General features: G+C 42.5%; 27 protein-coding genes. 25 read left to right on the top strand and 2 right to left on the bottom strand.

Features of this window, described 5'->3' with window-relative positions:
- The first annotated feature begins 277 nt into the window (after window positions 1–277).
- The 22 genes from AAEZ00_RS03970 (at window position 278) to AAEZ00_RS03865 (ending at window position 20,636) form a co-directional block, all read left to right on the top strand.
- Complete coding sequence (locus AAEZ00_RS03970) at window positions 278–1,864, top strand: flagellar hook-length control protein FliK (protein WP_351079054.1); 1,587 nt, start codon at window positions 278–280, stop codon at window positions 1,862–1,864.
- Between the two features lie 102 nt (window positions 1,865–1,966).
- A complete protein-coding gene (gene fliL / locus AAEZ00_RS03965) occupies window positions 1,967–2,482 on the top strand; it encodes a flagellar basal body-associated protein FliL (RefSeq protein ID WP_351079052.1) in 516 nt (171 codons plus the stop codon).
- Window positions 2,483–2,534: 52 nt separating this feature from the next.
- Window positions 2,535–3,563, top strand: coding sequence for a flagellar motor switch protein FliM (gene fliM / locus AAEZ00_RS03960; protein WP_101032329.1), 1,029 nt, complete (start codon window positions 2,535–2,537; stop codon window positions 3,561–3,563).
- A gap of 10 nt (window positions 3,564–3,573) precedes the next feature.
- Complete coding sequence (fliN, locus tag AAEZ00_RS03955) at window positions 3,574–3,957, top strand: flagellar motor switch protein FliN (protein WP_101032328.1); 384 nt, start codon at window positions 3,574–3,576, stop codon at window positions 3,955–3,957.
- A 118-nt stretch (window positions 3,958–4,075) separates the two neighbouring features.
- A complete protein-coding gene (gene fliO, locus AAEZ00_RS03950) occupies window positions 4,076–4,456 on the top strand; it encodes a flagellar biosynthetic protein FliO (protein ID WP_411741710.1) in 381 nt (126 codons plus the stop codon).
- Window positions 4,456–5,217 (top strand): flagellar type III secretion system pore protein FliP, encoded by a 762-nt coding sequence (gene fliP / locus AAEZ00_RS03945; protein WP_164839508.1) that lies wholly within the window; start codon window positions 4,456–4,458, stop codon window positions 5,215–5,217. Before fliO ends, fliP begins: the two co-directional genes overlap by 1 nt.
- A 12-nt stretch (window positions 5,218–5,229) precedes the next feature.
- Window positions 5,230–5,499: a flagellar biosynthesis protein FliQ gene (gene fliQ, locus AAEZ00_RS03940; RefSeq protein ID WP_101032327.1), complete on the top strand. Its 270-nt coding sequence runs from the start codon at window positions 5,230–5,232 to the stop codon at window positions 5,497–5,499.
- 3 nt (window positions 5,500–5,502) lie between these two features.
- Entirely contained in the window at window positions 5,503–6,306 is an 804-nt protein-coding gene (gene fliR / locus AAEZ00_RS03935; RefSeq protein WP_101032326.1) for a flagellar biosynthetic protein FliR, read from the top strand.
- A gap of 9 nt (window positions 6,307–6,315) precedes the next feature.
- Complete coding sequence (flhB, locus tag AAEZ00_RS03930; RefSeq protein WP_101032325.1) at window positions 6,316–7,449, top strand: flagellar biosynthesis protein FlhB; 1,134 nt, start codon at window positions 6,316–6,318, stop codon at window positions 7,447–7,449.
- A gap of 134 nt (window positions 7,450–7,583) precedes the next feature.
- Complete coding sequence (gene flhA / locus AAEZ00_RS03925) at window positions 7,584–9,683, top strand: flagellar biosynthesis protein FlhA (RefSeq protein ID WP_101032324.1); 2,100 nt, start codon at window positions 7,584–7,586, stop codon at window positions 9,681–9,683.
- Between the two features lie 29 nt (window positions 9,684–9,712).
- The gene (gene flhF / locus AAEZ00_RS03920; RefSeq protein ID WP_101032323.1) at window positions 9,713–11,098 is read left to right on the top strand and encodes a flagellar biosynthesis GTPase FlhF; all 1,386 of its coding nucleotides are present in this window, start codon (window positions 9,713–9,715) and stop codon (window positions 11,096–11,098) included.
- Between the two features lie 4 nt (window positions 11,099–11,102).
- Entirely contained in the window at window positions 11,103–11,984 is an 882-nt protein-coding gene (locus AAEZ00_RS03915) for a MinD/ParA family protein (RefSeq protein ID WP_351079046.1), read from the top strand.
- On the top strand, window positions 11,977–12,696 hold the full coding sequence (locus AAEZ00_RS03910; protein WP_101032322.1) for an RNA polymerase sigma factor FliA: 720 nt from the start codon (window positions 11,977–11,979) through the stop codon (window positions 12,694–12,696). The genes AAEZ00_RS03915 and AAEZ00_RS03910 overlap by 8 nt, the downstream gene beginning before the upstream one ends.
- A gap of 44 nt (window positions 12,697–12,740) precedes the next feature.
- A complete protein-coding gene (cheY, locus tag AAEZ00_RS03905; RefSeq protein WP_101032321.1) occupies window positions 12,741–13,124 on the top strand; it encodes a chemotaxis response regulator CheY in 384 nt (127 codons plus the stop codon).
- A gap of 13 nt (window positions 13,125–13,137) precedes the next feature.
- A complete protein-coding gene (locus AAEZ00_RS03900) occupies window positions 13,138–13,875 on the top strand; it encodes a protein phosphatase CheZ (protein ID WP_351079042.1) in 738 nt (245 codons plus the stop codon).
- Window positions 13,876–13,890: 15 nt separating this feature from the next.
- Window positions 13,891–16,065 (top strand): chemotaxis protein CheA, encoded by a 2,175-nt coding sequence (locus AAEZ00_RS03895; protein ID WP_351079039.1) that lies wholly within the window; start codon window positions 13,891–13,893, stop codon window positions 16,063–16,065.
- A gap of 30 nt (window positions 16,066–16,095) precedes the next feature.
- Window positions 16,096–17,301 (top strand): protein-glutamate methylesterase/protein-glutamine glutaminase, encoded by a 1,206-nt coding sequence (locus AAEZ00_RS03890; protein WP_101032318.1) that lies wholly within the window; start codon window positions 16,096–16,098, stop codon window positions 17,299–17,301.
- Entirely contained in the window at window positions 17,294–17,758 is a 465-nt protein-coding gene (locus tag AAEZ00_RS03885; RefSeq protein WP_351079035.1) for a membrane anchored protein in chemotaxis locus, read from the top strand. Before AAEZ00_RS03890 ends, AAEZ00_RS03885 begins: the two co-directional genes overlap by 8 nt.
- Before the next feature lie 45 nt (window positions 17,759–17,803).
- Entirely contained in the window at window positions 17,804–18,598 is a 795-nt protein-coding gene (locus AAEZ00_RS03880) for a ParA family protein (RefSeq protein WP_351088356.1), read from the top strand.
- Entirely contained in the window at window positions 18,582–19,664 is a 1,083-nt protein-coding gene (locus tag AAEZ00_RS03875) for a chemotaxis protein CheW (protein WP_351088355.1), read from the top strand. The genes AAEZ00_RS03880 and AAEZ00_RS03875 overlap by 17 nt, the downstream gene beginning before the upstream one ends.
- Window positions 19,665–19,666: 2 nt before the next feature.
- A complete protein-coding gene (locus tag AAEZ00_RS03870) occupies window positions 19,667–20,161 on the top strand; it encodes a chemotaxis protein CheW (RefSeq protein WP_351079029.1) in 495 nt (164 codons plus the stop codon).
- A 76-nt stretch (window positions 20,162–20,237) separates the two neighbouring features.
- The gene (locus AAEZ00_RS03865; RefSeq protein WP_351079026.1) at window positions 20,238–20,636 is read left to right on the top strand and encodes a DUF2802 domain-containing protein; all 399 of its coding nucleotides are present in this window, start codon (window positions 20,238–20,240) and stop codon (window positions 20,634–20,636) included.
- Between the two features lie 89 nt (window positions 20,637–20,725).
- Here the strand turns inward: AAEZ00_RS03865 and AAEZ00_RS03860 are convergent, their stop codons facing one another.
- Window positions 20,726–22,102, bottom strand: a complete 1,377-nt coding sequence (locus AAEZ00_RS03860; RefSeq protein WP_351088354.1) for an RsmB/NOP family class I SAM-dependent RNA methyltransferase — start codon at window positions 22,100–22,102, stop codon at window positions 20,726–20,728.
- A 324-nt stretch (window positions 22,103–22,426) separates the two neighbouring features.
- The gene (locus AAEZ00_RS03855) at window positions 22,427–23,098 is read right to left on the bottom strand and encodes a DUF2461 domain-containing protein (protein ID WP_502959315.1); all 672 of its coding nucleotides are present in this window, start codon (window positions 23,096–23,098) and stop codon (window positions 22,427–22,429) included.
- A 454-nt stretch (window positions 23,099–23,552) separates the two neighbouring features.
- Here AAEZ00_RS03855 and AAEZ00_RS03850 point away from each other — a divergent pair, with 454 nt between their 5' ends.
- The 3 genes from AAEZ00_RS03850 to AAEZ00_RS03840 are packed head-to-tail and all read left to right on the top strand — an operon-like array spanning window position 23,553 to window position 25,912.
- Window positions 23,553–23,984, top strand: a complete 432-nt coding sequence (locus tag AAEZ00_RS03850) for an ATP-dependent zinc protease family protein (RefSeq protein ID WP_351079021.1) — start codon at window positions 23,553–23,555, stop codon at window positions 23,982–23,984.
- Between the two features lie 3 nt (window positions 23,985–23,987).
- Window positions 23,988–24,893 carry a 30S ribosomal protein S6--L-glutamate ligase gene (gene rimK, locus AAEZ00_RS03845; protein ID WP_101032310.1) on the top strand — a complete coding sequence of 302 codons (906 nt, stop codon included), beginning with the start codon at window positions 23,988–23,990 and terminating at the stop codon, window positions 24,891–24,893.
- Entirely contained in the window at window positions 24,893–25,912 is a 1,020-nt protein-coding gene (locus AAEZ00_RS03840; RefSeq protein WP_351079017.1) for a succinylglutamate desuccinylase/aspartoacylase family protein, read from the top strand. The genes rimK and AAEZ00_RS03840 overlap by 1 nt, the downstream gene beginning before the upstream one ends.
- The last annotated feature ends 282 nt before the right edge of the window (window positions 25,913–26,194 follow it).

Genomic DNA, 26,194 nt, shown 5'->3' with positions numbered 1-26,194 from the left:
AAATATCATGATGCGCTTGCTGGTTCGCTGATGTTTTGCTTGGTTATCTATTATGCAAAGTTCATCGAACCACCATGTGTTGGCACTTAAATTGCTTAATATTATTAATTGAAATACAAATCGTCAGTGAAGCGACGGTGGCGAGCTTATTACGAGGCTTTTGCAATCACCTTATACATATAATTGAACAGACAAATATGTGACGTATAGAGGGTGATGACCTAGCTGTTTTTAGACGATATATCACCTAACCTTGTTTAATTGAGTGGAGCAGATTATGCAGCAGATGAACAATATCTTACTTGGCAATAGCAGTAAACCTGCCGATGCGAGCACGAAGATAAACGTGCAAGATGTTGAAAATAAAACATTTTTATCTGCTTTTAATCAAGCGAGCGAATCCGGTCTTATTTTACGGCGTAACGCTAATACGGCGCAGGTGTCGTTTGATGCTGAAGCCGGGAAAGCAAATGCTGGCATCGCAAGTGAGCTGTCTACAGACGAAAATGCTGATGTTGAAATGATTTTTGCTCAACTTAATATGGCGGATTCAATCAATAAACGTCATTCCTCTGGCGGAAAAGAATTGCCACATGTCGAACAATCTGAGGTTTATTTTGACACAACATTTTCGGCAGAAGCGCCAAACAGTGCTGCTGTTGAAAAGACCAATAATGATGTCGGTGTTAGTGAGTTATTTACTGATACTATTGATTTACCGGCAGATTCTATCACTACCAAAGACGCGCTTTCTCAGCTTAGCGCTGAAGAACTAGACAACTTAATGGCATTTGCTGATTTATCGGTAAAAGACTTACAAGCGTTAGACCCTCAAGCCTTAAACGTATTAATTAGTGATTTTAATCTACAAGCACCGGTTATTGATGAGTCTATTTTAGCCATGGTGGAGGCTGATATGGACAGCAGTGATGAATCTCCAGACAGCAAGCTTGATAGTGAACAACAAAACCAAATTGATAAATCAGTCGCCACCAGCGTGGCGATCCAAGGTAAAGCGAGTGCTACCGATGTTAACTCTGCACTTAATTCTGCAGCCGTTAAATCAGATATGACGGGTCCTTTAAGCTCTGGGCTTAGTCGTTCTGCCGCTTCAGTTGAAGCGACTTCAGCGATGAACGTCGATCCCGAGACTATTTTAGGTGATAACGATCGCATTAATAGCAATGTTCAAGTAGATACTGATAATGCCAAAGTACTGGCAAAAGCTGATTTTTCAGTGGTATTAGACTCCTTAGCGATAAAGCGCGCCTCCGGTGAGCCTTCAACCCACTTAACCCCAGCTAATTTTGGCTTAGATGCTGTGGCTGATGTCAGTGAAACTGACAATAAGACCTTACAAAATCACAATAGCTTTACCTCGGTCAATAAAAGTGATGTGCCGCAATTCCAGTTATCGATAAGACCGCAAGGAGAAGCTGGCGCTCAGATGCAAGAGATGATCCAGCGTTTTTCTCCGGTGATGAAACAGCAGTTAATCACTATGGTAAGTAATGGTGTTCAACAAGCTGAAATTCGGCTTGATCCAGCCGAACTTGGACATTTAACGATTAAAATTCAAATCCAAGGCGATCAAACTCAAGTGCAGTTTCATGTTGCCCAGTCGCAAACCCGAGATATCGTTGAGCAAGCTATGCCACGATTACGTGAGATGCTTGCGCAAGAAGGATTACAATTGACCGACAGTCATGTGTCCCAAGGCGATGGCGGTAGCGAACAGCAGCATGAACAATCAGGCGATCATAGTGGGGAAGGCCGCCAATTGGATGAAATTTCAACACAAGAGGTCAGCTTGCTGACAAATCCATCAAGGAGTTTACATTCAGCTATAGATTATTATGCTTAAGCAGGTAACCTATGGCAACAATATGACTTCGTAACAATAGCGAGTTATTTAGCTAAATTATAATGTTAATTACAATGTTAATCACAATGTTGATTTGGGACCATGATGGCTGAACAAGAATTAGAATTAAACGAAGTCCCAGAAGGCGGTAACAAATCCAATAAGCTGATCATCTTTGGTGGTATTGGTTTAGTGTTGGTTTTGCTCATTGGGGGCGGTTTGTGGTTTTTTATGGGTTCAAGCGAGCCTGATTCTCCCGCAAATACCGCTAGTGAAACAGAAGCACCAACAGTAAGTGCAGGAGCTGAATATGTTGGCATGCCAAGACCTTTTCTGTTTAATTTACCGGGTGTTGATCGCGCGAGACTGGTTGAAATTAAAGTCCAATTAATGGTGCGTGGCGAAGATGATAGCGTGCTTATAAAAAAACATATCCCATTGATTGAGGATGCATTATTAACCACTTTTAGTGCCGCTGATGTGCAAAAACTGAGTACCCAAGCCGGTAAAGATGAGTTACGTCAGCTAGCGTTACTTAATGTTCAAAATACATTGCAACCAGTAACGGGGGGGACAGTCGTTGAAAAGGTCCTGTTTACTGGCTTTGTAATGCAATAACCAATAACCAATAACCAATAACCAAAAAAACATTAACTGCTAAGGCGATGATGTGAGTGATTTATTAAGCCAAGATGAAATTGATGCGCTATTACATGGTGTTGATGATGTCGATGATGATGAGATAGAAGAAAATAGTGCTGATGCGCAGTCTTATGATTTCTCATCTCAAGACCGAATTGTGCGTGGCCGTATGCCTACGCTTGAAATCGTTAATGAACGATTTGCACGACATTTACGCATCAGTATGTTTAACATGATGCGCCGTGCAGCCGAAGTGTCGATCAATGGCGTACAAATGCTTAAGTTTGGCGAGTATGTGCATACTCTATTTGTGCCAACCAGTTTAAATATGGTGCGTTTTAGTCCACTTAAAGGCACCGCGTTAATCACCATGGAAGCAAGATTAGTCTTTATTCTTGTCGATAACTTCTTTGGTGGCGATGGTCGTTTTCATGCCAAAATTGAAGGCCGTGAATTTACCCCAACAGAACGTCGAATTGTACAGTTATTGCTCAAAATTATTTTTGAAGATTACAAAGAAGCATGGTCGCCGGTAATGGATGTGGAGTTTGAATACCTCGACTCTGAAGTGAACCCTGCCATGGCGAACATTGTCAGTCCGACCGAAGTGGTGGTGATTAACTCATTTCACATCGAAGTTGACGGTGGCGGCGGTGATTTTCACATCACAATGCCGTATTCAATGATTGAGCCAATCCGTGAATTACTCGATGCCGGTGTTCAAAGTGATAAACAAGATACGGATATGCGCTGGTCGCAAGCATTACGTGATGAAATTATGGACGTGAAAGTGGGCATTGATGTCAACGTTGTTGAACATGAAGTGACATTACGCGATGTTATGGGCTTTAAAGCGGGCGATATAATCCCGATTGAATTACCTGAACACATTATGATGAAAATTGAGGATTTGCCGACTTATCGTTGTAAAATGGGCAAATCGCGCGATAATTTAGCGGTAAAAATCAGTGAAAAAATCCCACGGCCAGAAACGGTTAAAACAGAGCTGCAATTAGTGACTCGCAAAGGCAAGTCGCGTGATATTTCAGAGTTATAAGGTGAAGTGAATGAGCACAGAAGATACAGGCGATGACTGGGCTGCCGCAATGGCTGAGCAGGCTATAGAAGAAGCGGAACAAGTTGAGCTTGATGAGTTAGTCGATGATTCCAAACCTATTTCTAAAGAAGAAGCGGCAAAGTTAGATGGCATATTAGATATTCCGGTGACCATTTCTATGGAAGTGGGACGCAGTTTTATCAGCATCCGTAATCTACTTCAGCTGAATCAAGGTTCGGTGGTCGAACTTGACCGTGTAGCGGGTGAGCCACTGGACGTCATGGTCAATGGAACCTTGATTGCCCATGGTGAAGTGGTGGTCGTTAATGATAAGTTTGGTATCCGTTTGACGGATGTTATTAGCCAGACAGAACGAATCAAAAAACTTAAATAACTTGATTAACTAAATAAAACAATAATATAGCAAAGGTTGGGATAGTGTTGATCTTTGCTGATTTGGTTGCACATTACAAGGAATAGCAGTGGCTAATGTGATACTAATGCTCAGCGTCATGAGTGAGGCATTGAGCGCCCCTGAAGTGTCTAGCACTCTAACGAATAACCCGTTAGCTCATCCCTCTGAAGTGTCTAATGCCGCAACATTAGCCAATATGGTTGGTGGGTTAATTGCCGTATTAGCGCTTATCTTTTTGTTAGCTTACATTGTCAAACGGCTTAAATTAGTGCCTTCAAATGGCGGTGTGATTAAAACAATTGCCGTTACCCCCATAGGCCAGCGTGAGAAAGTCGTACTGGTGGAGGTCAACGGCCAGCAATATCTTCTTGGTGTGACCTCGCAACAGATTAATCTTATTGATAAGTTAGCCACCTCCGTCGATGTTCCTATTTCTTCGTTTGCCAGTCGCCTAAAACAAGCCAAGGAACAGCAATAATGAATAAGTACACAAGCGTGTTGGTGTTGGCGGTGATGGCGCTAGTGGCATTGGTTTTATCGCCCTCAGCAATGGCACAAGATGGGGTGTTACCTGCATTAACGGTCACCACAGCTGCAGATGGAACAACTGAATATTCGGTAACCATGCAGATTTTATTGCTAATGACAGCAATGAGTTTTATCCCTGCGATGGTGATAATGCTCACCTCCTTTACCCGTATAATTGTGGTGTTATCGATATTAAGACAAGCTTTAGGGTTACAGCAAACACCGTCGAATCAAGTGCTGATTGGGATTAGTTTGTTTATGACTTTCTTTATTATGGCGCCGGTATTCGATAAAATTTATGCTGAAGCTGTAGAGCCTTATATTAATGAAACGTTAACATTAACTCAGGCTTATGATGTTGGCAAAGAGCCGATTAAATCATTTATGCTGTCGCAAGTTAGGACCACCGATTTACAAACCTTCATCGAAATATCCGGATATAAAGATATTCAATCTCCAGAACAAACGCCTATTAGTGTGGTGATCCCTGCATTTATCACCAGCGAGCTTAAAACGGCATTTCAAATAGGTTTTATGTTGTTTGTGCCCTTTTTAGTCCTCGATTTGGTTGTCGCCAGTATTTTGATGGCTATGGGTATGATGATGTTGTCACCGATGATCGTGTCATTACCGTTTAAAATTATGTTGTTTGTACTCGTTGATGGTTGGGGTCTTGTCATGGGGACTTTAGCGAACAGCTTTGGAATATAAGGCGCTAAAGTTATGTCTCCAGAATCGCTAGTTGATGTTTTTCGAGAAGCATTGTCCGTTATCGTACTGATCGTGGCAGCGATTATTTTGCCCGGCTTATTTGTCGGTTTAATTGTGGCGGTGTTTCAGGCCGCGACCTCCATTAACGAGCAAACCTTAAGCTTTTTACCGCGTTTAATGATGACGTTATTCGCGTTGATGTACTTAGGCCATTGGCTGGTGCAAACCATGATGGATTTCTTTTTCGAGATGGTGAATCTCATTCCACAAGTGATAGGGTAAGTTATGAATATTTTGTTTGATGAAATCAGTCAAACAATTGCTGCTTATCTTTTGCCGTTTTTTCGTATTTCATCCATGCTCATGGTGATGGTGGTCTTTGGCGCAAATACCACGCCGGCTAGGGTTCGACTCTTGTTATCCGTGGCCATTACCGTGGCTGTTGCACCTATTTTACCCCCAGTTGTAAATGTCGAATTACTGGCATTAAGTTCCGTTTTTGTGATTGTTCAGCAAATATTAATTGGGGTGACAATGGGTTTTGTGACCTTAATGGCCATGCAAACCTTTGTGTTAACAGGGCAAATTATTGGTATGCAGACCAGTTTAGGTTTTGCTTCAATGGTTGATCCTGGTTCTGGTGCGCAAACACCCGTAGTGGGTAACTTATTTTTGTTATTGGCAACGCTTATCTTTTTGGCAGTTGACGGCCATTTATTGATGTTTCGGATGCTGGTGGCGAGTTTTGAAACCATTCCTATATCAAATCAAGGTATATCAATCGCCAATTATCGCGCCCTTGCCGATTGGGGCGGTTTCATGTTTGGCGCTGCGCTGACAATGTCAATCTCAGCTATTACTGCCTTGTTATTAATTAACTTATCCTTTGGTGTAATGACTCGCGCATCGCCGCAGTTGAATATTTTCTCTATTGGTTTCCCGGTTACCATGGTCTGTGGTTTGCTGATTTTGTGGTTAACATTGGGACCGATTATGGCGCATTTTGATGAAGTTTGGTCGGCTGCGCAGCTACTTATGTGTGATGTGCTGCAGCTTGAATGTCAACGTGATAGTTCAGTGGTATTTTAGGGGGCACAGATGGCAGAAAATGACAGTAGTCAAGAACGCGATGAAGAGCCCACCGAGAAGCGACTTGAACAAGCCCGTGAAAAAGGCCAAGTCGCCCGTTCTAAAGAATTAGGTACCGCAGCAGTATTATTGGCCGCATCGGTTGGATTTTCGATGACAGGGCCGGCTATTGCCAAAGGTCTCCATACCATAATGAAACAACTATTTACCATGGAACGCGACCAAATTTTTGATACCAACTCCATGTTTCGTGTATGGGGCGTCGTGGGGAACGAGCTTGCTGGGCCGTTAATTAGCTTTATTGCTTTACTGGCATTTGTGGCTTTTTTGGGCAATATTGTTTTAGGTGGGATCTCTTTTTCAGTCAAAGCCTTTATGCCTAAAGGCAGTAAGTTAAACCCCATGAACGGTTTTAAGCGTATGTTTGGTACCCAAGCATTGGTTGAACTGACTAAAGGTATTGCTAAATTTGTGGTGGTGGCATTATCCGCTTACTTCCTACTAAAATTTTATTTCATTGATATTTTGACCCTGTCTAGCGATCACCTACCTGGCAATATCTATCATTCTTTAGAGTTGCTCATTTGGATGTTTATCGTACTTTGCAGTTCGATGTTATTGATTGTTATTATAGATGTGCCATTTCAAATTTGGAATCACAAGAAACAATTAAAAATGACCAAGCAAGAAATTAAAGATGAGTATAAAGATTCTGAAGGTAAGCCTGAAGTTAAAGGCAAAATTAGACAAATGCAGCAGGAGATGGCGCAACGGCGTATGATGACCGAAGTGCCTAACGCTGATGTGATTGTGGTTAACCCAGAGCATTATGCTGTGGCGGTAAAATACGATGTAAGTCGCTCGTCTGCGCCATTTTTAATTGCCAAAGGTGTCGATGACGTTGCCTTTAGAATACGTGAAATTGCTCGCGAACATAATGTTGCTATTGTATCGGCCCCGCCATTAGCTCGTGCTATTTACCACACCACTAAGATTGATCAACAAGTGCCAGAAGGCTTATTTACCGCGGTCGCACAAGTACTTGCCTATGTATTTCAGCTTAGGCAATATCAAAAAGGTAAAGGTCGTCGTCCTAAAGCTATCCCACTTAGTCAGCCCATTCCTGATGATTTGAAGCATTAATCGCCACTCAATTCGCTTATATCGTTAAATGACTCCCTCTGTCGTAGTTTTGGCTTAGTTTTTGCTTCGTCAGTCTATTAGCGTCAAATAACAGTACATTATTTCGCAATAGACTACATGAAGGGTTGACCTCAATGGATGCAAAAGCCGCTTTCGGGCAATTTAAACAAATAAGACCGTCGACATTTAAGGGCATTGGTACGCCTTTAATCGTGCTCGCGGCGCTTGGAATGGTGGTGTTGCCCATTCCTGCTTTTTTGCTCGACATCCTATTTTCATTCAATATTGCTTTAGCTTTAGTCGTACTACTCGTTGCCATTTATACGGATAGACCTCTTGATTTTGCTGCATTTCCTACCGTATTACTGGTGGCTACGTTATTAAGGCTTGCCCTTAACGTTGCCTCTACCCGGATTGTATTGCTCGAAGGCCATAATGGTGGTGATGCCGCTGGTAAAGTGATCGAAGCGTTCGGCTCAGTGGTGATTGGGGGTAACTATGCTGTCGGTTTAGTGGTATTCCTTATTTTGATCATCATTAACTTTGCGGTAGTGACCAAAGGTGCGGGGCGTATTTCTGAGGTAAGCGCTCGCTTTACCTTAGATGCCATGCCAGGTAAGCAAATGGCCATTGATGCCGATTTAAATGCCGGTACGCTGACCCAAGAACAAGCCGGTATTCGCCGTGAAGAAGTGACCCGAGAAGCTGACTTTTATGGTGCGATGGACGGGGCGTCAAAATTTGTAAAAGGTGATGCTATCGCCGGTATTATGATCTTAGTCATCAATATCTTAGGTGGCTTTATTATTGGTATTGTGCAGCACGATCTCGATTTTTCTAGCGCCGTAGAAATTTATACGTTATTAACCATTGGTGATGGTTTAGTCGCGCAGATCCCCGGTTTATTATTATCCATTGCCGCGGCTTTATTGGTGACTCGTCAAAACGAGTCAGGCGATATGGGCCAAATGATGTTCAGTCAGATGTTTGACAGTCATAAATCATTAGCCATTGCTGCTGGGTTATTATTTGTCATGGGTGTTGTGCCTGGTATGCCTCATTTCGCGTTTTTGACTTTCGCAGCCATTACCGCAGCTGCCGCTTACTTTGTTTACAAGCGTAATGTTGACAATAAACAAGCTGCACTTACCTTAGCCACAAAAGGGCCGGTTGAGACTAAGAATAAAGAACCTAAAGAGTTAAGCTGGGACGATGTACGCCATGTTGATACCATAGGGCTTGAGGTTGGTTATCGCCTAATTCCATTAGTCGACAAGTCTCAAGGCGGTGAATTATTAGGCAGGATCAAAGGCGTACGTAAGAAATTGTCACAAGAGTTAGGTTTTTTAGTGCCAGCGGTGCATATTCGTGACAATTTGGATTTATCCCCTAATGCGTATCGCATTTCGTTAATGGGCGTGGTGGTCGGTGAGGCAGAAGTGAGACATGATTGCGAGTTAGCGATTAATCCAGGCCAAGTTTACGGTAAGCTTGATGGCATTGAAACTCGCGACCCCGCTTTTGGTTTAGAGGCGGTATGGATAACCCCAGAGCAACGTGAACAGGCACAAACATTAGGCTATACCGTCGTCGATACCGCAACGGTTGTGGCTACACATATCAGCCAATTACTCAGTAATAATGCGGCCAAGCTATTAGGATATGAAGAAGTGCAGCAGTTAATAGACATGTTGGGCAAAAATTCACCTAAATTAGTCGATGGTTTTGTTCCCGATATTATGCCGCTGGGATCTGTGGTTAAAGTGATGCAAAACCTACTTAACGAAGGGGTATCGGTACGTGATTTACGCACCATAGTGCAAACCTTGTTAGAATACGGCACTAAGAGTAATGACACCGAAGTTTTAACCGCAGCAGTGCGGATTGCGCTAAAACGTATGATAGTGCAAGAAATCTCTGGACCAGAACTTGAAATACCTGTCATTACATTGGCGCCAGAGTTGGAACAGATGTTGCATAAGTCTATGCAGGCGACCGGCGGTGAAGGTCCTAATATTGAACCGGGTCTTGCAGAGCGTATGCAACAGTCATTATTAGACGCTGCACAGAAGCAAGAAATGGTAGGGCAACCAGCCATTTTATTGACATCTGGCATGCTCAGGTCAACGCTGTCACGATTTGTTAAATACACTATTCCCAATTTACGCGTGATTTCTTACCAAGAAATACCGGACGAGAAACAAATTAGAATTGTTTCTGCTGTAGGCCAATAGTGATAACGTCAGTTTATAGAGGTGCATAAGTGAAAATTAAACGATTTTTTGCCAAAGATATGCGCGCGGCATTGGCTCAAGTAAAAGAAATGTTGGGTTCTGACGCTGTCATTATGTCGAATAAAAAAGTCACTGGCGGAATCGAGATTGTCGCTGCTGTAGATTATGACGAACCTAAAGCCGCTATCGCTTCACAAGCGCCGACCACGGGTTTTATGGATGTGAGCGAAGACAAGGTGTCTTTAGGCGCTAAACCTGCCATAAAAGCCCAATCGAAGGTCAATCCTCCTGCGGCCGCAGATTCGTTACAGGCATTACTTGAAAAACAACACAATCGCATGACACAACAAATGTCCGTGCAACAAGACGAGCCAGAGTTACCTGAATGGGCCCGCCAATTACAAGGTGCAAAGTCGGCTAAACCCGCGTCGAACTTGCCACCGCAATCCGTCTCTGACAAACCAACAAAAAATAATAAAAACCACTCAGGCGATATGGATGATCTGCGTGAAGAAATGGCTTCATTACGTAGCTTATTAACTCATCAAGTTTCATCGTTAATGAAAGACCAAAAAAAGCGGACCGATCCTGTGGGAGCAATGCTTGAAAGTAAATTGATTGCCGCAGAGTTTTCTCCGGCAGTAGCTGCTAAACTAGCGGGATTAAGCCAACATTACACCCCAGCAGATTTAGTGCGCGCATTACCGCAAAGTTTAGCCAACTTACTCGACAACCAAGGCGATGATATTGTCAAACGGGGTGGTGTTGTGGCATTTGTGGGTCCTACGGGTGTTGGTAAAACGACTTCTTTAGCTAAAATTGCCGCCCGATTTGCCGCCCATCATGGACCAGAGCAGGTCGCATTGATTACCACAGATCATTACCGTATTGGCGCCTATGAGCAATTAGCCACTTATGGCAAAATAATGGGCTGTCCGGTTAAACAAGCACATGATTTAACTGAATTAGAACAAATTCTTTATCAGTTTAGAAATCGTAAGTTAGTGTTAATTGATACGGCAGGTATGGGGCAGCGAGATATGCGTTTATATCAGCAACTAGATAATTTAACAGCCAATAGTAGAATTCCAATTAGGAGCTACTTAGTCTTGTCGGCGACCGGTCAACGTCGCGTATTGCAAGATGCGGTTGAACATTTTAAACGGATCCCATTAGCGGGTGCGATTTTAACCAAGTTAGATGAATCAATATCAATTGCAGGTGCTTTGAGCGTATTGATTCAAAATGAGTTACCATTGAGCTATGTTACTGACGGTCAACGTGTTCCTGAGGACATGAAAGTGGCTGATACCCTAGAGTTGGCTAAGCAGGCTCTGGCGGCATTAAATGAAACAGAACAACAATCGTCACAAGACACAGCGTGGTCTAATGACAACGCCTATGCATTTGAGTAAAGTTATGACACGGGATCAAGCAAGTGGTTTACGTATGATGAATCAACCAAATAACGATAAAGTTAAAGTAATTGCCGTATCCGGTGGTAAAGGCGGAGTGGGCAAAACCAGTGTGTCAATTAATACCGCCGTTGCATTAGCTGAAAAAGGCAAACGCGTATTAGTACTTGATGCCGATTTAGGGTTAGCCAACGTCGATGTCATGCTGGGGATCCGCGCTGAGAAAAATTTATCTCATGTTTTGTCCGGTGATGCCGAATTAGATGACATCATTGTGCGCGGACCCAAAGGGATCGGTATTGTTCCTGCTACGTCAGGTTCTCAAGCGATGGTTGAATTGACGCAAGCACAACATGCCGGACTTATCCGTGCATTTAGTGAAATGCGTACTCAGTTCGATATTTTAATTGTTGATACTGCTGCCGGTATATCAGATATGGTGCTGAGTTTTTCTCGTGCATCACAGGATGTATTAATTGTCGTTTGCGACGAGCCGACATCGATTACCGATGCTTATGCGCTGATTAAAATTTTAAGTCGCGAGCATGGTGTGTTCCACTTCAAAATTGTGGCAAATATGGTGCGTAGTTTGCGAGAAGGTATGGAATTATTTGCAAAACTGAGTAAAGTGACCGATAGATTTTTAGATGTTGCTTTAGAGCTGGTTGCAACAATACCCTTTGATGAGAATTTACGTAAAGCGGTTCGTAAGCAAAAGTTAGTTGTTGAAGCGTATCCTAAATCTCCTTCAGCTATTGCTTACCATGGATTAGCCAATAAAATTATGACTTGGCCGGTGCCACAACAGCCCGGCGGCCATTTAGAATTCTTTGTTGAACGTCTTGTACAACGTAAGCCGATACAAGAAGGAAGAACGGGTGAATAAAGCCGCAGCGTATACTCAGTTCGATAACAAAACATCTATTGTTGAACAGTATGCACCGCTGGTTAAAAGAATTGCTCATCATATGCTGGCAAGATTACCAGCATCGGTGCAACTCGATGACCTATTACAAGCTGGGATGATGGGGTTGCTTGAGGCCTCATCAAAATTTGATGATAGTAAAGGGGCCAAATTTGAAACCTTTGCTGGTATCCGAATTCGTGGTGCAATGATAGATGAAATTCGCCGAGGTGACTGGGTTCCACGCTCAGTTCATCGTAATAATCGTCGTGTAGCACAAGTGATTGATGAATTAGGGCAGAAGCTTGGACGTGATGCTCATGATACTGAAATTGCAGAAAAACTTGATATGTCGCTTGATGAATACCATCACATCTTAAATGATGTTTCTGTTGGTAAAATCATCGGTATAGAAGATCTTGGTGTTGCGCAAGATGTGTTAATCACAGACAACGAATCGCCAGATGAAACCTTTGACTCGCTTGCTGAAATTCAATTTCAATCTGCATTGGTTGAAGCAATTAAGACATTGCCAGAAAGAGATGCGTTAGTGCTGTCGTTATATTATGACGAAGCATTAAATTTAAAAGAAATTGGTGCAATCCTTGAAGTTAGCGAATCGCGAGTAAGCCAGATATTAAGTCAGGCAATGCTCAGGTTAAAAGCCAAACTCAAGCATTGGACACAAGAATAATAACTTATATAGAGCGAACGAGAGTCAGCTCACCGGAGGAAACCTTGGACAAGAATATGAAGATTCTTATTGTTGACGATTTTTCAACAATGAGGCGTATCATTAAGAACTTGTTGCGAGACTTGGGATACAATAATACTCAAGAAGCAGATGATGGCTCAACAGCCCTACCAATGTTACAAAAAGGCGATTTTGATTTTGTAGTAACAGACTGGAACATGCCTGGAATGCAAGGTATTGATTTACTTAGAGCCATTCGTGCTGATGATTCGTTAAAGCATTTACCTGTATTGATGGTAACCGCTGAAGCTAAGCGTGAACAAATTATTGCTGCAGCGCAAGCTGGTGTAAATGGTTATGTAGTAAAGCCTTTCACCGCCGCTACGTTAAAAGAAAAGCTAGATAAAATCTTTGAACGACTCGCATAACCAAGGATTAGTCATGCAGGCATCAATATCGGGCTTGGTCACTCTTGAACAAGCCCAAGAACTTGTTGAATTACTTACCTCGGGTAATCAAGCAGAAGCTGATGATTACATCAGAGAGCTTGCCACGCCATTGCAGCGTGAGCTTTTTGAAGAAGTCGGTAAGTTAACTCGACAACTCCACAGTGCACTAAAAGATTTCAAAGTTGATAACCGTTTATCTGAATTAGCGAATACCGAAATACCGGATGCTAAAGAAAGGTTGAACTATGTTATCGATATGACAGAACAAGCTGCAAATAAAACCATGGATGCAGTTGAAGAATGTCTTCCTTTGGCCGATACCATCATTAGCAATATACAATCAGTGACGCCCATGTGGGATAAATTGATGCGTCGTGATATAGAATTGGGTGAATTTAAGTCACTTTGTCATGATGTTCAACAGTTTATGTCGCATAGCGAGCATGACTCTAATCGCCTTCGCGAGCTGTTAAATCAAATTTTAATGGCGCAAGACTTTCAAGATTTGACCGGTCAAATGATCCGTCGAGTGATTGATTTAGTTCGTGAAGTAGAAACTAATTTGGTTTCAATGCTAACGGTGTTTGGTGATAATGCTAGCGAATTATTGCCTACTATAAACGATAATAAAATAGAAGCAGAAGGTCCCATTATGCATGCTGAACGGCGTGAAGATGTGGTTACTGGTCAAGATGAAGTAGATGATCTGCTATCAAGTCTGGGTTTCTAATTAGGAGTCAATTTAATGTCTTTTGATGTTGATGAAGAGATACTCCAGGACTTTTTAATTGAAGCTGGTGAGATTTTAGAGCTTCTACAGGAGCAGCTCGTTACTCTTGAAAATAATCCTGATGACAGTGATTTACTTAATGCTATTTTCCGTGGATTTCACACCGTTAAAGGTGGGGCTGGTTTTTTAAGTCTGGGTCCAATGGTTGATGTTTGTCATGAAGCTGAAAATACCTTCGACCTTTTACGCACCCGCAAACGCGGCGTAAATTCAGAGTTAATGGATATTATTTTGCAAGCGGTTGATGCGATTAATACCATGTTTGCTCAAACTCAGCAGGGACAGCAGCAAGACTCCGCTGATCCTGCGTTACTCGCTAAACTCAAATTATTAAGTTCAGGTGCACCATTACCTTCAGAAATGACGGCAGGAGAGCCAGAACCCATTGAAAATATTGTTGAGTTTAACCAGCCTGAATCCATCGAAGAAATGAGTATGCCCTCAGCGCAAACATCCGGCTCAGGCAGTATTGATGAAATTGATGAGTCTGAATTTGAAGCTTTACTTGATGCTTTACATGGTACAGGCAAAAGTCCTGCTTCATCTAAAGCTTCTGATAGTAAAAAAGCCAATATCGATTCAACGTCTGCGGTAACCAATAGTAGTGACGACATTACTGATGATGAATTTGAAGCATTGTTAGATGAATTACATGGCTCAGGATCGTTTAAAGCTAAATCAGAAGCGGTAGTTTCAGCTAAACCAGCTACCCCGCCTGTTGCTGAACCTCTTGTTGATTCTGATGAATTCACTGACGATGAATTTGAACGTCTTTTAGATGAATTACACGGTAAAGGTACTGCGCCGGTAGTTAAACCACAATCAACTACCGCTGTAGAGTCCAATAAAGTGGTCGCTCCCCCAGTGGTAAAACCGACGGCAACACCAGTTGTTAAGCCCGTAGCATCATCTGCCCCGGCAGTTGCTCCTAAGGCGCCTTCTGTTCCGCAAGGTGAGACAACCGTTCGTGTTGATACCGCTCGGTTAGACGACATCATGAATATGGTTGGTGAGTTGGTCTTAGTTCGTAACCGACTGGTTAGCTTAGGCATTAATCGTGAAGATGAGGAAATGTCTAAGGCTCTTGCTAACCTTGATTTAGTCACTGCTGATTTGCAAGGCGCAGTGATGAAAACCCGCATGCAGCCTATCAAGAAAGTGTTTGGCCGATTCCCTCGTGTTGTTCGAGATATGGCCCGCACCTTAAATAAAGAAATTAATTTAGTCATGATTGGTGAAGATACCGATCTTGATAAAAATTTAGTTGAGGCGTTAGCCGATCCTTTGGTCCACTTGGTGCGAAACTCAGTCGATCACGGTATCGAAATGCCGATTACTCGTGAAGCAAGTGGTAAATCTCGAACGGGCACGATTACCTTATCGGCTAGCCAAGAAGGTGACCACATCCTGCTTAAAATTGAGGATGATGGCGCGGGGATGGACCCTGAGAAGCTAAAACAGATTGCGATAAGTCGTGGTGTGTTAGATGAAGATGCCGCCGCGAGAATGACCGATAACGAAGCTTATAACCTGATTTTTGCTCCAGGCTTTTCAACCAAAGTTGAAGTTTCAGATATTTCAGGCCGTGGAGTGGGTATGGATGTGGTGAAAACCCGCATCAACCAACTTAACGGTACGGTTTATATTGATTCGATGAAAGGTAAGGGCACCATACTTGAAATTAAAGTGCCATTAACCTTGGCGATTATGCCGACATTGATGATTGAAGTGTCCAATCAAGTCTTTGCACTGCCGTTAACGAGTGTGAATGAAATCTTTAATTTAGATATAACAAAAACCAATATTGTTGATGGTCAATTGACGGTTATTTTCCGTAATAAGGCCGTGCCATTATTTTATCTAGAAAAATGGTTACACAGCAAAAAATCAACCTTTAAACATGGTGATAAGAAGCATGGTCATGTTGTGATTGTTCAGCTTGGTACTATGCAGATTGGCTTCGTTGTTGATGCATTGATTGGACAAGAAGAAGTTGTTATTAAGCCACTTGGCAGTATGTTACAAGGCACGCCTGGAATGGCGGGTGCGACAATTACATCCGATGGTGGCATTGCACTTATTTTAGATGTGCCAGGGCTGCTAAAACACTACGCTAAAAGTAAAAAGTAATAATAAAAGTTCCATTATTTAAGGAATTAAATGGCCATAAAAGTACTAGTTGTAGATGATTCTAGCTTTTTTCGACGTCGAGTCAGTGAGATTGTCAATCAAGATCCTGATCTCGAAGTTGTTGCCGTTGCTGTTAATGGTAAAGAAGCTGTTGAGATGGCTGCAAAATTAAAGCCTCAAGTCATTACGATGGACATTGAGATGCCTGTGATGGATGGGATAACGGCTGTTCGTGAAATCATGGCGAATAATCCTACCCCTATTTTGATGTTTTCATCGTTAACTCATGATGGCGCTAAAGCGACACTGGATGCGTTAGACGCTGGTGCATTGGATTTTCTGCCAAAACGCTTTGAGGATATTGCGACAAATAAAGACGATGCGATACTGTTGTTACAACAACGAATTAAAGCATTAGGTCGACGCAGGATGTATCGTTCTAGCTCGTTATCGACTACATCATTACCGCAACCTCGTAGAGCAACGACGACTGCCGCAGATACCCATACCTCTCATCGACCATTAAGTAGTCGTTTGCCCCCACATGCCGCACCAGTTGCAGCCCGTTCCAGTCTATCGAGTGCACCGAGTGCACCCGCTGATCGCCAAACCGCCAATCCAACAACGTCTTCAGTATCGTCTATTCGAGCCAGCGGTAAGCAATATAGAGCATTATTGATTGGGACATCAACCGGTGGGCCGGTCGCATTACAGAAGGTGTTAACGGCATTTCCAGCCAATTATCCTCATCCTATTGTGTTGATCCAGCACATGCCTGCGGCGTTTACCCCAGCCTTTGCGGCACGCTTAAATACCTTGTGCAAAATTGATGTGAAAGAAGCCGCAAATGGCGATGTTATGCGTCCTGGCTGTGCTTATTTAGCACCCGGAGGCATGCAACTGATGATTGAGCGAAATGGTTCTACTGGCAGGTTGAAAATCGTCTCTGGAACCCATGAAATGAATTATAAACCGTCCGTTGATATTACTTTTGCTTCAGCATCTAAAGCTTTTGGCGGTGATGTTTTGGCTGTTGTGTTAACGGGTATGGGGGCTGACGGTAGAGAAGGGGCCAGAATGTTAAAGTCTATGGGTGCCACTATTTGGGCACAAGATGAAGCAAGTTGTGTGGTATACGGTATGCCTCAAGCTGTGTTCTCAACCGGTATCGCGACTCACTCTATTTCATTAGACAATATGGCTGAAGCCATTTTAAAAGAGTCTAGTCGTGGCTAAGCCTGAGTACTCGTTAAAGACTAAGCAAATGCTAGGGTTGTTTTTATCCTTCATAATGATCTTCGTATTAGCAGGTTTATATGTTGATGCCCATCAAAAAGTGGCTTCATTACAACAAGATGTCGCCCGTTTAACCGCATCTCAAGTGTTGTTGATGGTACCAGAAGATCAAGCAGCGAATATTGCTGATTGGCTAACTATGCATCCTGAACAAACTCAAGCAATTATAGCGTCGGCTGGCAAGGAACACGCGCAAAGTGCGCTGTTTGGTCCGGGTGCTTTAGATGGTGGTCAGCTGATTGAAGTTGATAAGGTTAAGTACGATATTGATACTCCTGCTAAATGGAAGGATCAAGAGGTCGTTATGTCAGAAAATGATCAAGGGGTTAAGGTTATCCGTTTACCTAACGGTGGGATCCGTGTAACAACCCGCGATGATAAACAAGACAAACACTAGTCAGTATTCCATAACAGCATCATTATAATGACCTGAGAGGCTTTTTTGAAAATATGGACGGTAGCTAACCAAAAAGGTGGCGTAGGTAAAACCACCACTGTAGCCAGTTTAGCCGGAGCACTGGTTAAGCGTGGCCAACGAGTGCTGATGATTGACACTGATCCTCACGCTTCATTGGGCTATTACTTAGGTATTGATTCAGACGAAGTGCCTTGTTCGCTTTATGATGTTTTTTTGAATCATCAGAAACTGACTAAAGAGTTTATTTTACAAAATGTGATTCCTACTCAAATACAGGGCCTCGATATTATTCCGGCTAATATGGCGTTAGCAACACTCGATAGGTCATTAGGCCATCAAGAAGGCATGGGGTTAGTGCTGCGCAACTTATTGGCATTGCTTAAAGATACATATGATGTGGCTATTATCGATTGTCCGCCAGTGTTAGGGGTGTTAATGGTGAATGCATTAGCCGCGAGTCATCACATTATTATTCCTGTCCAGACTGAGTTTTTGGCTATAAAAGGACTCGAGCGTATGGTGAAAACCATGGAAATTATGGGACGCTCTAAGAAAACCCGTTATAGCTTTACCGTATTACCGACTATGTATGACAAGCGCACTAAAGCTTCTCCTATAGCATTACAATTTTTGCAGGATAAATATGGTCCAACACTTTGGCCTAATGACGTGATACCGGTTGATACTAAATTTAGAGACGCAAGCTTGGCTCATTTACCCGGTTCGCATTATTCAGCCAGTAGCCGAGGTGTAAAAGCATATAATCGCCTGCTGGATTTTTTATTTTCTCAGGAGTTTACCCATGTCAAAATCGGTTGATGAAACTGTTTTTGATTATTTCAGTCTTTTATTACAGGAACAGCCTAAATCGGTTCCTGCACAAAGCCTTGAGGTAAAACCACGTATTGCTGTGGATCCCGTTAATGACATTGGCCATAACGTGTCAAATATTACCGAGGAAAATCCGACAGGGACAGTCACACCAGCCGCACCTATATCTGCTCATTATTCACAACAAATATTGTCTAAGGCTTCATCTGTTATTGCTAACCAACGGCAATATGCAGAGCCGACTATCAGTGTCGATAAGCTCGCGCTTGAAAAATTATTATCTGCAGTATCTAAACCTAGAGCAGAAACCGATTTATCGCAACAGATTAAAGCCAGTACTGAGCGTGTTCGTCAGGCCATTACTCATATTGAGCCTAAAACGGTTGTGAATAATACAGAAACACAACTAACGAATAAAGAAATCAAGTCGTTAGTCGATATAAACAATAACGAAAGTTCACATGCTGATATAAAAGACGTTATCATTAAGCAAGATCAGTGGGTAGAGCATTCTGCGGCGCAAGATCATACAGGGCCACAAACTCAGGTCGGGGATCAACCGGCTAGTATTACCCATGATTTACAAGAAGTACTTGATGATGAATTTCAAGTGTTATTCTTTAAGATAGCAGGATTAACGCTGGCGGTTCCACTTGTTAGCTTAGGTGGGATTATTAAAATTGATAAGATAAATCATCTTATTGGTCGGCCATCTTGGTTTATGGGGGTGCAAACCCATCGTGACAGCAACATAAATGTGGTTGATACGTGTGCTTGGGTTATGCCTGACAAATATTCGCAAGAATTAGCACAAACAGTCGATTATCAATTTCTTGTGATGCTTGAAGATAGTCAATGGGGGTTAACGTGCGAGTCGCTAGTTAACGCTGTTAAAATAGATAAATCACACGTCAATTGGCGTGAAAAACCGGGTAAGCGTCCGTGGCTTGCTGGGGTAGTAAAACAACAAATGTGTGGCATTTTACATGTTCAAGCATTAATTAAAATGCTTGATGCAGGTTTAGGTTGTCAGGATTCGATTGACCGAGGTTAACAATGAGCGATTCTAGAAGTGTAGCAGCGGTTGCTGCAAGTAAAGACGATGCAGTATTACAATGGGTAACATTTAAGCTAGATAATGAAACCTACGGTATTAACGTAATGCAAGTTCAAGAAGTATTACGCTATACCGAAATTGCTCCTGTACCAGGCGCACCTTATTATGTATTGGGGATTATCAACCTACGCGGTAACGTGGTAACGGTTATTGATACTCGTTCACGTTTTGGTTTGCAGTCTTCTGAAATCGACGACTCAACTCGTATTGTGATTATTGAGGCTGAAAAACAAGTCATTGGTATTTTGGTTGATAGCGTTGCAGAAGTGGTTTATTTACGTCGTTCAGACATTGATAATGCACCTAATGTGGGCACCGAAGAAAGTGCTAAATTTATTCAAGGCGTGAGTAATCGCGAGAATGAGCTATTGATTTTAGTTGATTTGGATAAGTTATTGTCTGATGAAGAGTGGGTAGAGTTAACACAAATCTAGTCGCGGTCTTATTAAGAAAGCTAACCGAGTCACTGTTGGCTCTTTGCTTTTGAGTAACAGCAGCATAGGTATATTAATGGGTGATGAATTTCTAATTGCAGCTTTAGTGTACGTGATTGCATGTCTTGGTCTACTTCTTTATTTATTTAAGCAGTCGAGTAAATTAAAAACTAAAGTCGCCGCACTTACCGTATTAGTTAAAGAAAGTGATCGTCAGCGTGAAGCGGTTAAAAGGGAATTACATGAGTTACGCAGTGGCACTATTGGTGTGGGTAGGCGTGTGGTCGAGTTAGAACAAAAACTCGCTAAGCAGTTTGATATGATCGAAGAAGCGAGCCAACAAGATCCTCAAACCAAATTATATTCACGAGCTGTCAAAATGGTCGGACTAGGTGCGGGAATTGAAGAGTTAATGCAAGAGTGCGAATTACCTAAAGCAGAAGCTGAATTAATACTTCGTCTACACAGAAAATAGCCCAACAGTGTTCGTCTGTGCCGCAATAATATAAAAGCCATCGATATGATGGCTTTTTAGTGGATCATTCTTTTTAGTGGCTAAGCGTATTACGTTCGACGCATCTTGGCGACAAACATACCATCACTGTCAGCTTGCTGAGGCCAAATGGTTAACATATCACATAGCTGTCCAGTAAAAGGATGTGTGACTGGTTCAAGTTCAAATTCTGATGTTGCAGATAGGAAGTTTTTTACAATTTGTTCATTTTCGCTCGGTGATAAGGAGCACGTTGCATAAACCAACTTGCCACCTGTTTTTACTGCCGCAGCGCTGCGACGTAAAATCGCTAACTGTAGTATTGGTTTGTCTGTGATAGCGCTAACATCATCAAGCCATCGCATATCTGGATTTCGACGCCAAGTCCCCGTGCAGCTACATGGGGCATCGACTAACACACCGTCAAAAGCATTGGCGTCGACCGGTAATATGTCACCCTTCCAAGGTGCGACATTAATATGTTCAAAGCCTGCTCGTTTGGCACGTTTACGCAACTCTTCCAACGGTTTATGGCGAATATCTGATGCGGTAATACTGCCCGTAAAGGCTGAGCTTTGCTGCGACATTAATGAATATAACTGCAGGGTTTTACCGCCAGCACCACTGCAAGCATCCCACCACAGTTCATGGTTGTTTGGCTGACAAATTTGGCCAATGACTTGGGAGGCTAAATCCTGAATCTCAATATAACCTTGCTTATAAGCATCCATTTCATTTAGGTTAATACTTTTGTGGCCCAAACTTATGGCATCAGAAAAGTAACCGCTCGCTTTTGCTTCAACACCCGTTTGGCGAAGAGACTCAATCACCTTTTCTGTTGAGAATTTTTGCGCTCGAGCCCAGATTGGCGGTCGGCTGCTCATGGCGTTTACAACCGCATATTGTTCAGTCGCATCTATAGGACAATATTGCCAAAACCATTGTGGTAATAATTGGCTTATTTGACAGGTTTCGATGCCACTTAATGCAATAAAGGCAGTTAATTTACCATTTAATGATGCATTATTTTCCAGCAGAGTCTGGTCGGCGCGGGCTTGAGGCCAATCAGCAAAGTCATTCCAAGCTTGAGTTATGTCATTCCACTCATGCTGTTCTAACATCGCACAAGTACTTAGTTGCTGAAACCAAGTAGTGTACTTTTGACTTGAATCTAATTGGCTTAACCAGCCCCACCACCGAAAGAGACCAAATAAAGTTTCACGGATCACGCGTCTATCTTTGGAACCATGCTTTTTATGATCACGAAAATATTGGCCGATAATTCTATCTGCAGGCATCTTGGTACTCATGACCTGATTAAAAAGTTTCTCAATGGTTGTTGAGTAGCTTAGGGCACGTTTTTGGGCTGATGTTGTCGCCGCGATTTCTTGCGCATGTGTCTCGCCTGATGTTGTTGCGTTAGACATGGCGGGAATATTATGGCTCATGAATTGACCTGATGTTACCGGACAGCAAATAACAACTTGCTGTACTAAATTATTTTTTGCTAGTTTAACACGGCTCATCTAAATGATGACTTAAAACTCTAATGATGAAATAAAACAGCTAAAATGTGAGCCACTATTTATCACGCAACCCGACTTTAGTGAGGTGATGCCATGAGTGTCGTATTGATAAGCGTTGTTCATTAGCCGTGTTAATTAGGCGTGTTAATCGGAGCCGGTGATCTTTGGTGGTTAACATTCATTTTCCAAGATCAACACGCCCTAGTGACGACACCATCATGATAGCGTCGTAATGTTTTTTTGGGATCAAAAGTCGAGATCTAATGCAAAACATAAATAGGCCATCAATGCCATTGTATGCTGATATTGTTGCGTACAATAATCGACAAAATCACTCCGACAAACTTGTTCTACACTTACCGATTTAATGGCAATAAAATCTTTGCGTTTTAGCTCTTCGATCATGGCGTGGTCTTTAGCAAATCCTCGCGGCGGGCGTATTAAACTGTCGCCTAATAATTCAAATCCGGCTCGAGATAATTGTGCTAATGCTTTTTGATAGCCGTTGGGGTTTTCATCAATACAATGACGAATAGCATTGAGTACTTTTGATTCTGGATGCCAAATTCCAGCGGCAATAAAGCATTCATCATTGGCGATATGAACATAAAAACCAGGGGCATGGACATCTTTTGCCTGAAAGTGTCTAAACTGAATGCCTACATTGGTTTTATAAGGGGTTTTATTTTTACTAAAACGACTATCGCGTTGCGGACGCATTAAACTGCCGCCGACTTTTTTGGCTACTGCGGTAAATTGTGGCGATATGGTCAAAATGGGTCCTTGCATAGCTTCAATAAATTGTAATGCAGGGGTTCTGACTTGATCTTCATATTGCTGTTGATTGGTTTTAAACCATTCTCTATCGTTATTAGTGCTGAGTTGGTTTAAAAAGTTGAAACTGAGTTGAGTAAACATGGCATAACCTTTTAACAATAGCGATGCTGATAATGATGTGATAATTTGCCTACATGTTAATCAATGTTTATGTAGAGTTAAATAGCCATTGCATTTTTAACTCATTAATATTGTGAGTGTTATTCGAACAAATTTATTTTTTAATGGCATTTATCATGTTTCAAGTTAGAGTTAATGTGTTTTTTTAGTGGTTTGGAAGTAGGCAAGATATTACTGTAACTTACTGACATAAGGATTTTTTTTGGTTATTTGGTTAATGTTAGTTTGGTATAAATAAAGCCTTGGTGTTAAAATTGGCTAAAGTAGGGTTATTTTGCAGATAACTTAGCGGATTAGCGTGGTGTTAAAAATTAAAACGTGCAATAAACAGGCAGGTTGTAGACGCGCTACGTATCGATTCTATTGAAAGATTATACATTCGGAATGAATATTCCTCTACAAGCAAGGATAGACCATGACTGAACATTCCCTCGGTATTGTGGGTTGGCGTGAATGGGGTACTTTTCCTGATATTGGCAACGAAAGAGTCAAAATCAAAGTGGATACTGGCGCAAAAACATCTTGTTTACATGCGTTCAAAATAAAACCGTTTCAAAAAAACAACCAAAAATGGGTTCGAGTCTGGCTTCATCCAGATCAAGATTCAGATCGTGAAATTATCTGTGAATTTAATGTATTTGATCGCCGAGATGTCAGTGACTCCGGTGGTCATGTAACAAAACGCTACGTGATAAAAACACCGATCATTATCGGAGAACAACTTTTTGATATCGAACTGACCTTAACCAATAGAGATCACATGAAATTTAGAATGTTATTGGGACGCCGAGCATTACAAGGGCGTTTTTTGGTTAATTCAGCAGAGTCATTTCTAGCAGGAGAATAACAAATGCATATTGCTATTATGTCCAGAAACAAAAATTTATACTCAACCCGTCGGTTAAAAGAAGCTGCAGAAGCTCGTGGTCATGTCATAAACATTGTTGACCCATTAAAGTGTTATATGAATATCAACATGAACGCACCCAGTATTCATGTCCGTGGTGAAGAGTTGCCAAAATTTGATGTGGTTATTCCGCGCATCGGCGCATCGGTCACCTTTTATGGCACAGCGGTATTGCGCCAGTTTGAGATGATGGGAACGCATCCACTAAACGAGTCAGTTGCCATTACTCGTTCACGGGATAAATTACGCTCATTACAACTATTGTCACGTAAGAACATTGGTTTACCCGTGACAGGCTTTGCCAGCAAACCTGCCGACATTCCTGATTTATTGGATATGGTCGGTGGTGCCCCTTGTGTGATCAAGCTACTTGAAGGTACTCAAGGCATTGGGGTTGTTTTGGCTGAAACCCGTAAAGCGGCCGAATCGGTTATTGAAGCATTCATGGGCTTAAAAGCCAACATCATGGTGCAAGAATATATTGCCGAAGCGGGTGGCGCAGATATTCGTTGTTTCGTGATTGGTGACAAAGTGATTGCCGCGATGAAACGCCAAGCATTAGCGGGTGAGTTTAGGTCTAATTTACACCGTGGTGGTTCTGCTAGCATTGTCAAATTAACCCCTGAAGAACGTTCAACGGCATTGCGTGCGGCTAAAACAATGGGACTCAATGTAGCGGGTGTCGACATTTTACGTTCTAAACATGGTCCATTAGTGATGGAAGTTAACTCATCACCGGGTCTTGAAGGTATTGAGAAAGCCACCGGGATTGATGTTGCGGAAAAAATAATTCAGTTTATTGAGAAAAACGTTAAATCGACTAGCCCGAAAACGAAAGGAGCTGGTTAATGCCAAGAAAGCACGAACCATTTGTTATTGGTGATGTTAGCGTACCGGCAGGCACTCAAAAAAGTGTCAAATTGCCCGCAGCAAAACTGTATAACGATACCCCGATGGATCTGCACGTTGAAGTTATTCACGGCACTAAAGCGGGACCTGTTTTATTGGTTTGCGCAGCGATCCATGGTGATGAGTTAAATGGTATTGAAATATGTCGACGTTTGCTCGGTCGTGTTAATGCTAAAACCTTAACCGGAACCTTGTTAATTGTGCCCATAGTTAACGTATTTGGTTTTATTCAACAATCTCGTTATCTACCGGATCGCCGCGATTTAAATCGCTGTTTTCCGGGCTCTGCTAAAGGTGCGTTGGCGAGTCGTTTAGCGTATTTGTTTGCTCATTCTTTGGTTGAAAGAGCGACCCATATTATTGATTTGCATACTGGTGCTATCTATCGAGAGAATTTGCCACAGATCCGCTGTGACACAGACGATGAAGTGATGCTCGATATGGCAAATGCTTTTGGGGCGCCAGTCATTATGTCCTCAAAAGCGCGTGAAGGCTCAATGCGTGCTTATGCTAATAGCTTGAACATTCCTTGTATTTTATATGAGGCGGGTGAAGCGCTACGTTTCAGTGATATGTCGATTAAGTCTGGTCTCAATGGTGTTATCAATGTGATCCGATATTTAAACATGACCAAAGGTAAAATTAAAACCAAAACCAAAATCACCAGTGTCAATGCAAGCCGCAGTTATTGGGTGCGCAGTGAATCTGATGGATTGGTGAATATCAAACTGAAGTTAGGTGAACGTGTGGCTAAAGGCCAGGTACTAGCCACTATCGTTAATCCATTTGGAGGATCGCCATCGCAACTGCTGGCGCCAACAGACGGCATTATTGTGGGCAACAGTAATATTCCAGTTACGAATGAAGGCGAAGCCTTGTTTCATATCGCGCAATTTAGCAGCGATGAAATAGAAATCATCAACGATAATCTTGACGATTTTATGCAAGAATATGCCTAATAAACAGCAGGGTGGACTGCGTCTTGCTAGGGTCGCTTCGCTGCTAGGGCGGACTGCGTCCTGCTAGTATCGCTTCGCTGCTAGGGCGGACTGCGTCCTGCTATGTATCGCTTCGCTGCTAGGGCGGACTGCGTCCTGCTAGTGTCGCTTCGCTGCTAGGGCGGACTGCGTCCTGCTAGTATCGCTTCGCTGCTAGGGCGGACTGCGTCCTGCTAGTATCGCTTCGCTGCTAGGGCGGACTACGTCCTGCTAGTATCGCTTCGCTGCTAGGGCGGACTACGT

The sequence above is a fragment of the Shewanella sp. S1-49-MNA-CIBAN-0167 genome (genome assembly GCF_040310145.1).
Lineage (GTDB): Bacteria > Pseudomonadota > Gammaproteobacteria > Enterobacterales > Shewanellaceae > Shewanella > Shewanella psychromarinicola.
The sequence above is the reverse complement of the archived record's forward strand: the minus strand, read 5'-3'. Positions and strand labels throughout refer to the sequence as shown.

What these genes read in the sequence shown, in the direction of transcription:
- AAEZ00_RS03970 (WP_351079054.1), top strand. Translation starts at nt 278, where the DNA reads ATGCAGCAGATGAACAATATCTTACTTGGCAATAGCAGTAAACCTGCC.
- fliL (WP_351079052.1), top strand. Translation starts at nt 1,967, where the DNA reads ATGATGGCTGAACAAGAATTAGAATTAAACGAAGTCCCAGAAGGCGGT.
- fliN (WP_101032328.1), top strand. Translation starts at nt 3,574, where the DNA reads ATGAGCACAGAAGATACAGGCGATGACTGGGCTGCCGCAATGGCTGAG.
- fliO (WP_411741710.1), top strand. Translation starts at nt 4,076, where the DNA reads ATGAGTGAGGCATTGAGCGCCCCTGAAGTGTCTAGCACTCTAACGAAT.
- fliP (WP_164839508.1), top strand. Translation starts at nt 4,456, where the DNA reads ATGAATAAGTACACAAGCGTGTTGGTGTTGGCGGTGATGGCGCTAGTG.
- fliQ (WP_101032327.1), top strand. Translation starts at nt 5,230, where the DNA reads ATGTCTCCAGAATCGCTAGTTGATGTTTTTCGAGAAGCATTGTCCGTT.
- fliR (WP_101032326.1), top strand. Translation starts at nt 5,503, where the DNA reads ATGAATATTTTGTTTGATGAAATCAGTCAAACAATTGCTGCTTATCTT.
- flhB (WP_101032325.1), top strand. Translation starts at nt 6,316, where the DNA reads ATGGCAGAAAATGACAGTAGTCAAGAACGCGATGAAGAGCCCACCGAG.
- flhA (WP_101032324.1), top strand. Translation starts at nt 7,584, where the DNA reads ATGGATGCAAAAGCCGCTTTCGGGCAATTTAAACAAATAAGACCGTCG.
- AAEZ00_RS03915 (WP_351079046.1), top strand. Translation starts at nt 11,103, where the DNA reads ATGACACGGGATCAAGCAAGTGGTTTACGTATGATGAATCAACCAAAT.
- AAEZ00_RS03900 (WP_351079042.1), top strand. Translation starts at nt 13,138, where the DNA reads ATGCAGGCATCAATATCGGGCTTGGTCACTCTTGAACAAGCCCAAGAA.
- AAEZ00_RS03895 (WP_351079039.1), top strand. Translation starts at nt 13,891, where the DNA reads ATGTCTTTTGATGTTGATGAAGAGATACTCCAGGACTTTTTAATTGAA.
- AAEZ00_RS03890 (WP_101032318.1), top strand. Translation starts at nt 16,096, where the DNA reads ATGGCCATAAAAGTACTAGTTGTAGATGATTCTAGCTTTTTTCGACGT.
- AAEZ00_RS03875 (WP_351088355.1), top strand. Translation starts at nt 18,582, where the DNA reads ATGTCAAAATCGGTTGATGAAACTGTTTTTGATTATTTCAGTCTTTTA.
- AAEZ00_RS03870 (WP_351079029.1), top strand. Translation starts at nt 19,667, where the DNA reads ATGAGCGATTCTAGAAGTGTAGCAGCGGTTGCTGCAAGTAAAGACGAT.
- AAEZ00_RS03865 (WP_351079026.1), top strand. Translation starts at nt 20,238, where the DNA reads ATGGGTGATGAATTTCTAATTGCAGCTTTAGTGTACGTGATTGCATGT.
- AAEZ00_RS03860 (WP_351088354.1), bottom strand. Translation starts at nt 22,102, where the DNA reads ATGAGCCATAATATTCCCGCCATGTCTAACGCAACAACATCAGGCGAG.
- AAEZ00_RS03855 (WP_502959315.1), bottom strand. Translation starts at nt 23,098, where the DNA reads ATGTTTACTCAACTCAGTTTCAACTTTTTAAACCAACTCAGCACTAAT.
- AAEZ00_RS03850 (WP_351079021.1), top strand. Translation starts at nt 23,553, where the DNA reads ATGACTGAACATTCCCTCGGTATTGTGGGTTGGCGTGAATGGGGTACT.
- rimK (WP_101032310.1), top strand. Translation starts at nt 23,988, where the DNA reads ATGCATATTGCTATTATGTCCAGAAACAAAAATTTATACTCAACCCGT.
- AAEZ00_RS03840 (WP_351079017.1), top strand. Translation starts at nt 24,893, where the DNA reads ATGCCAAGAAAGCACGAACCATTTGTTATTGGTGATGTTAGCGTACCG.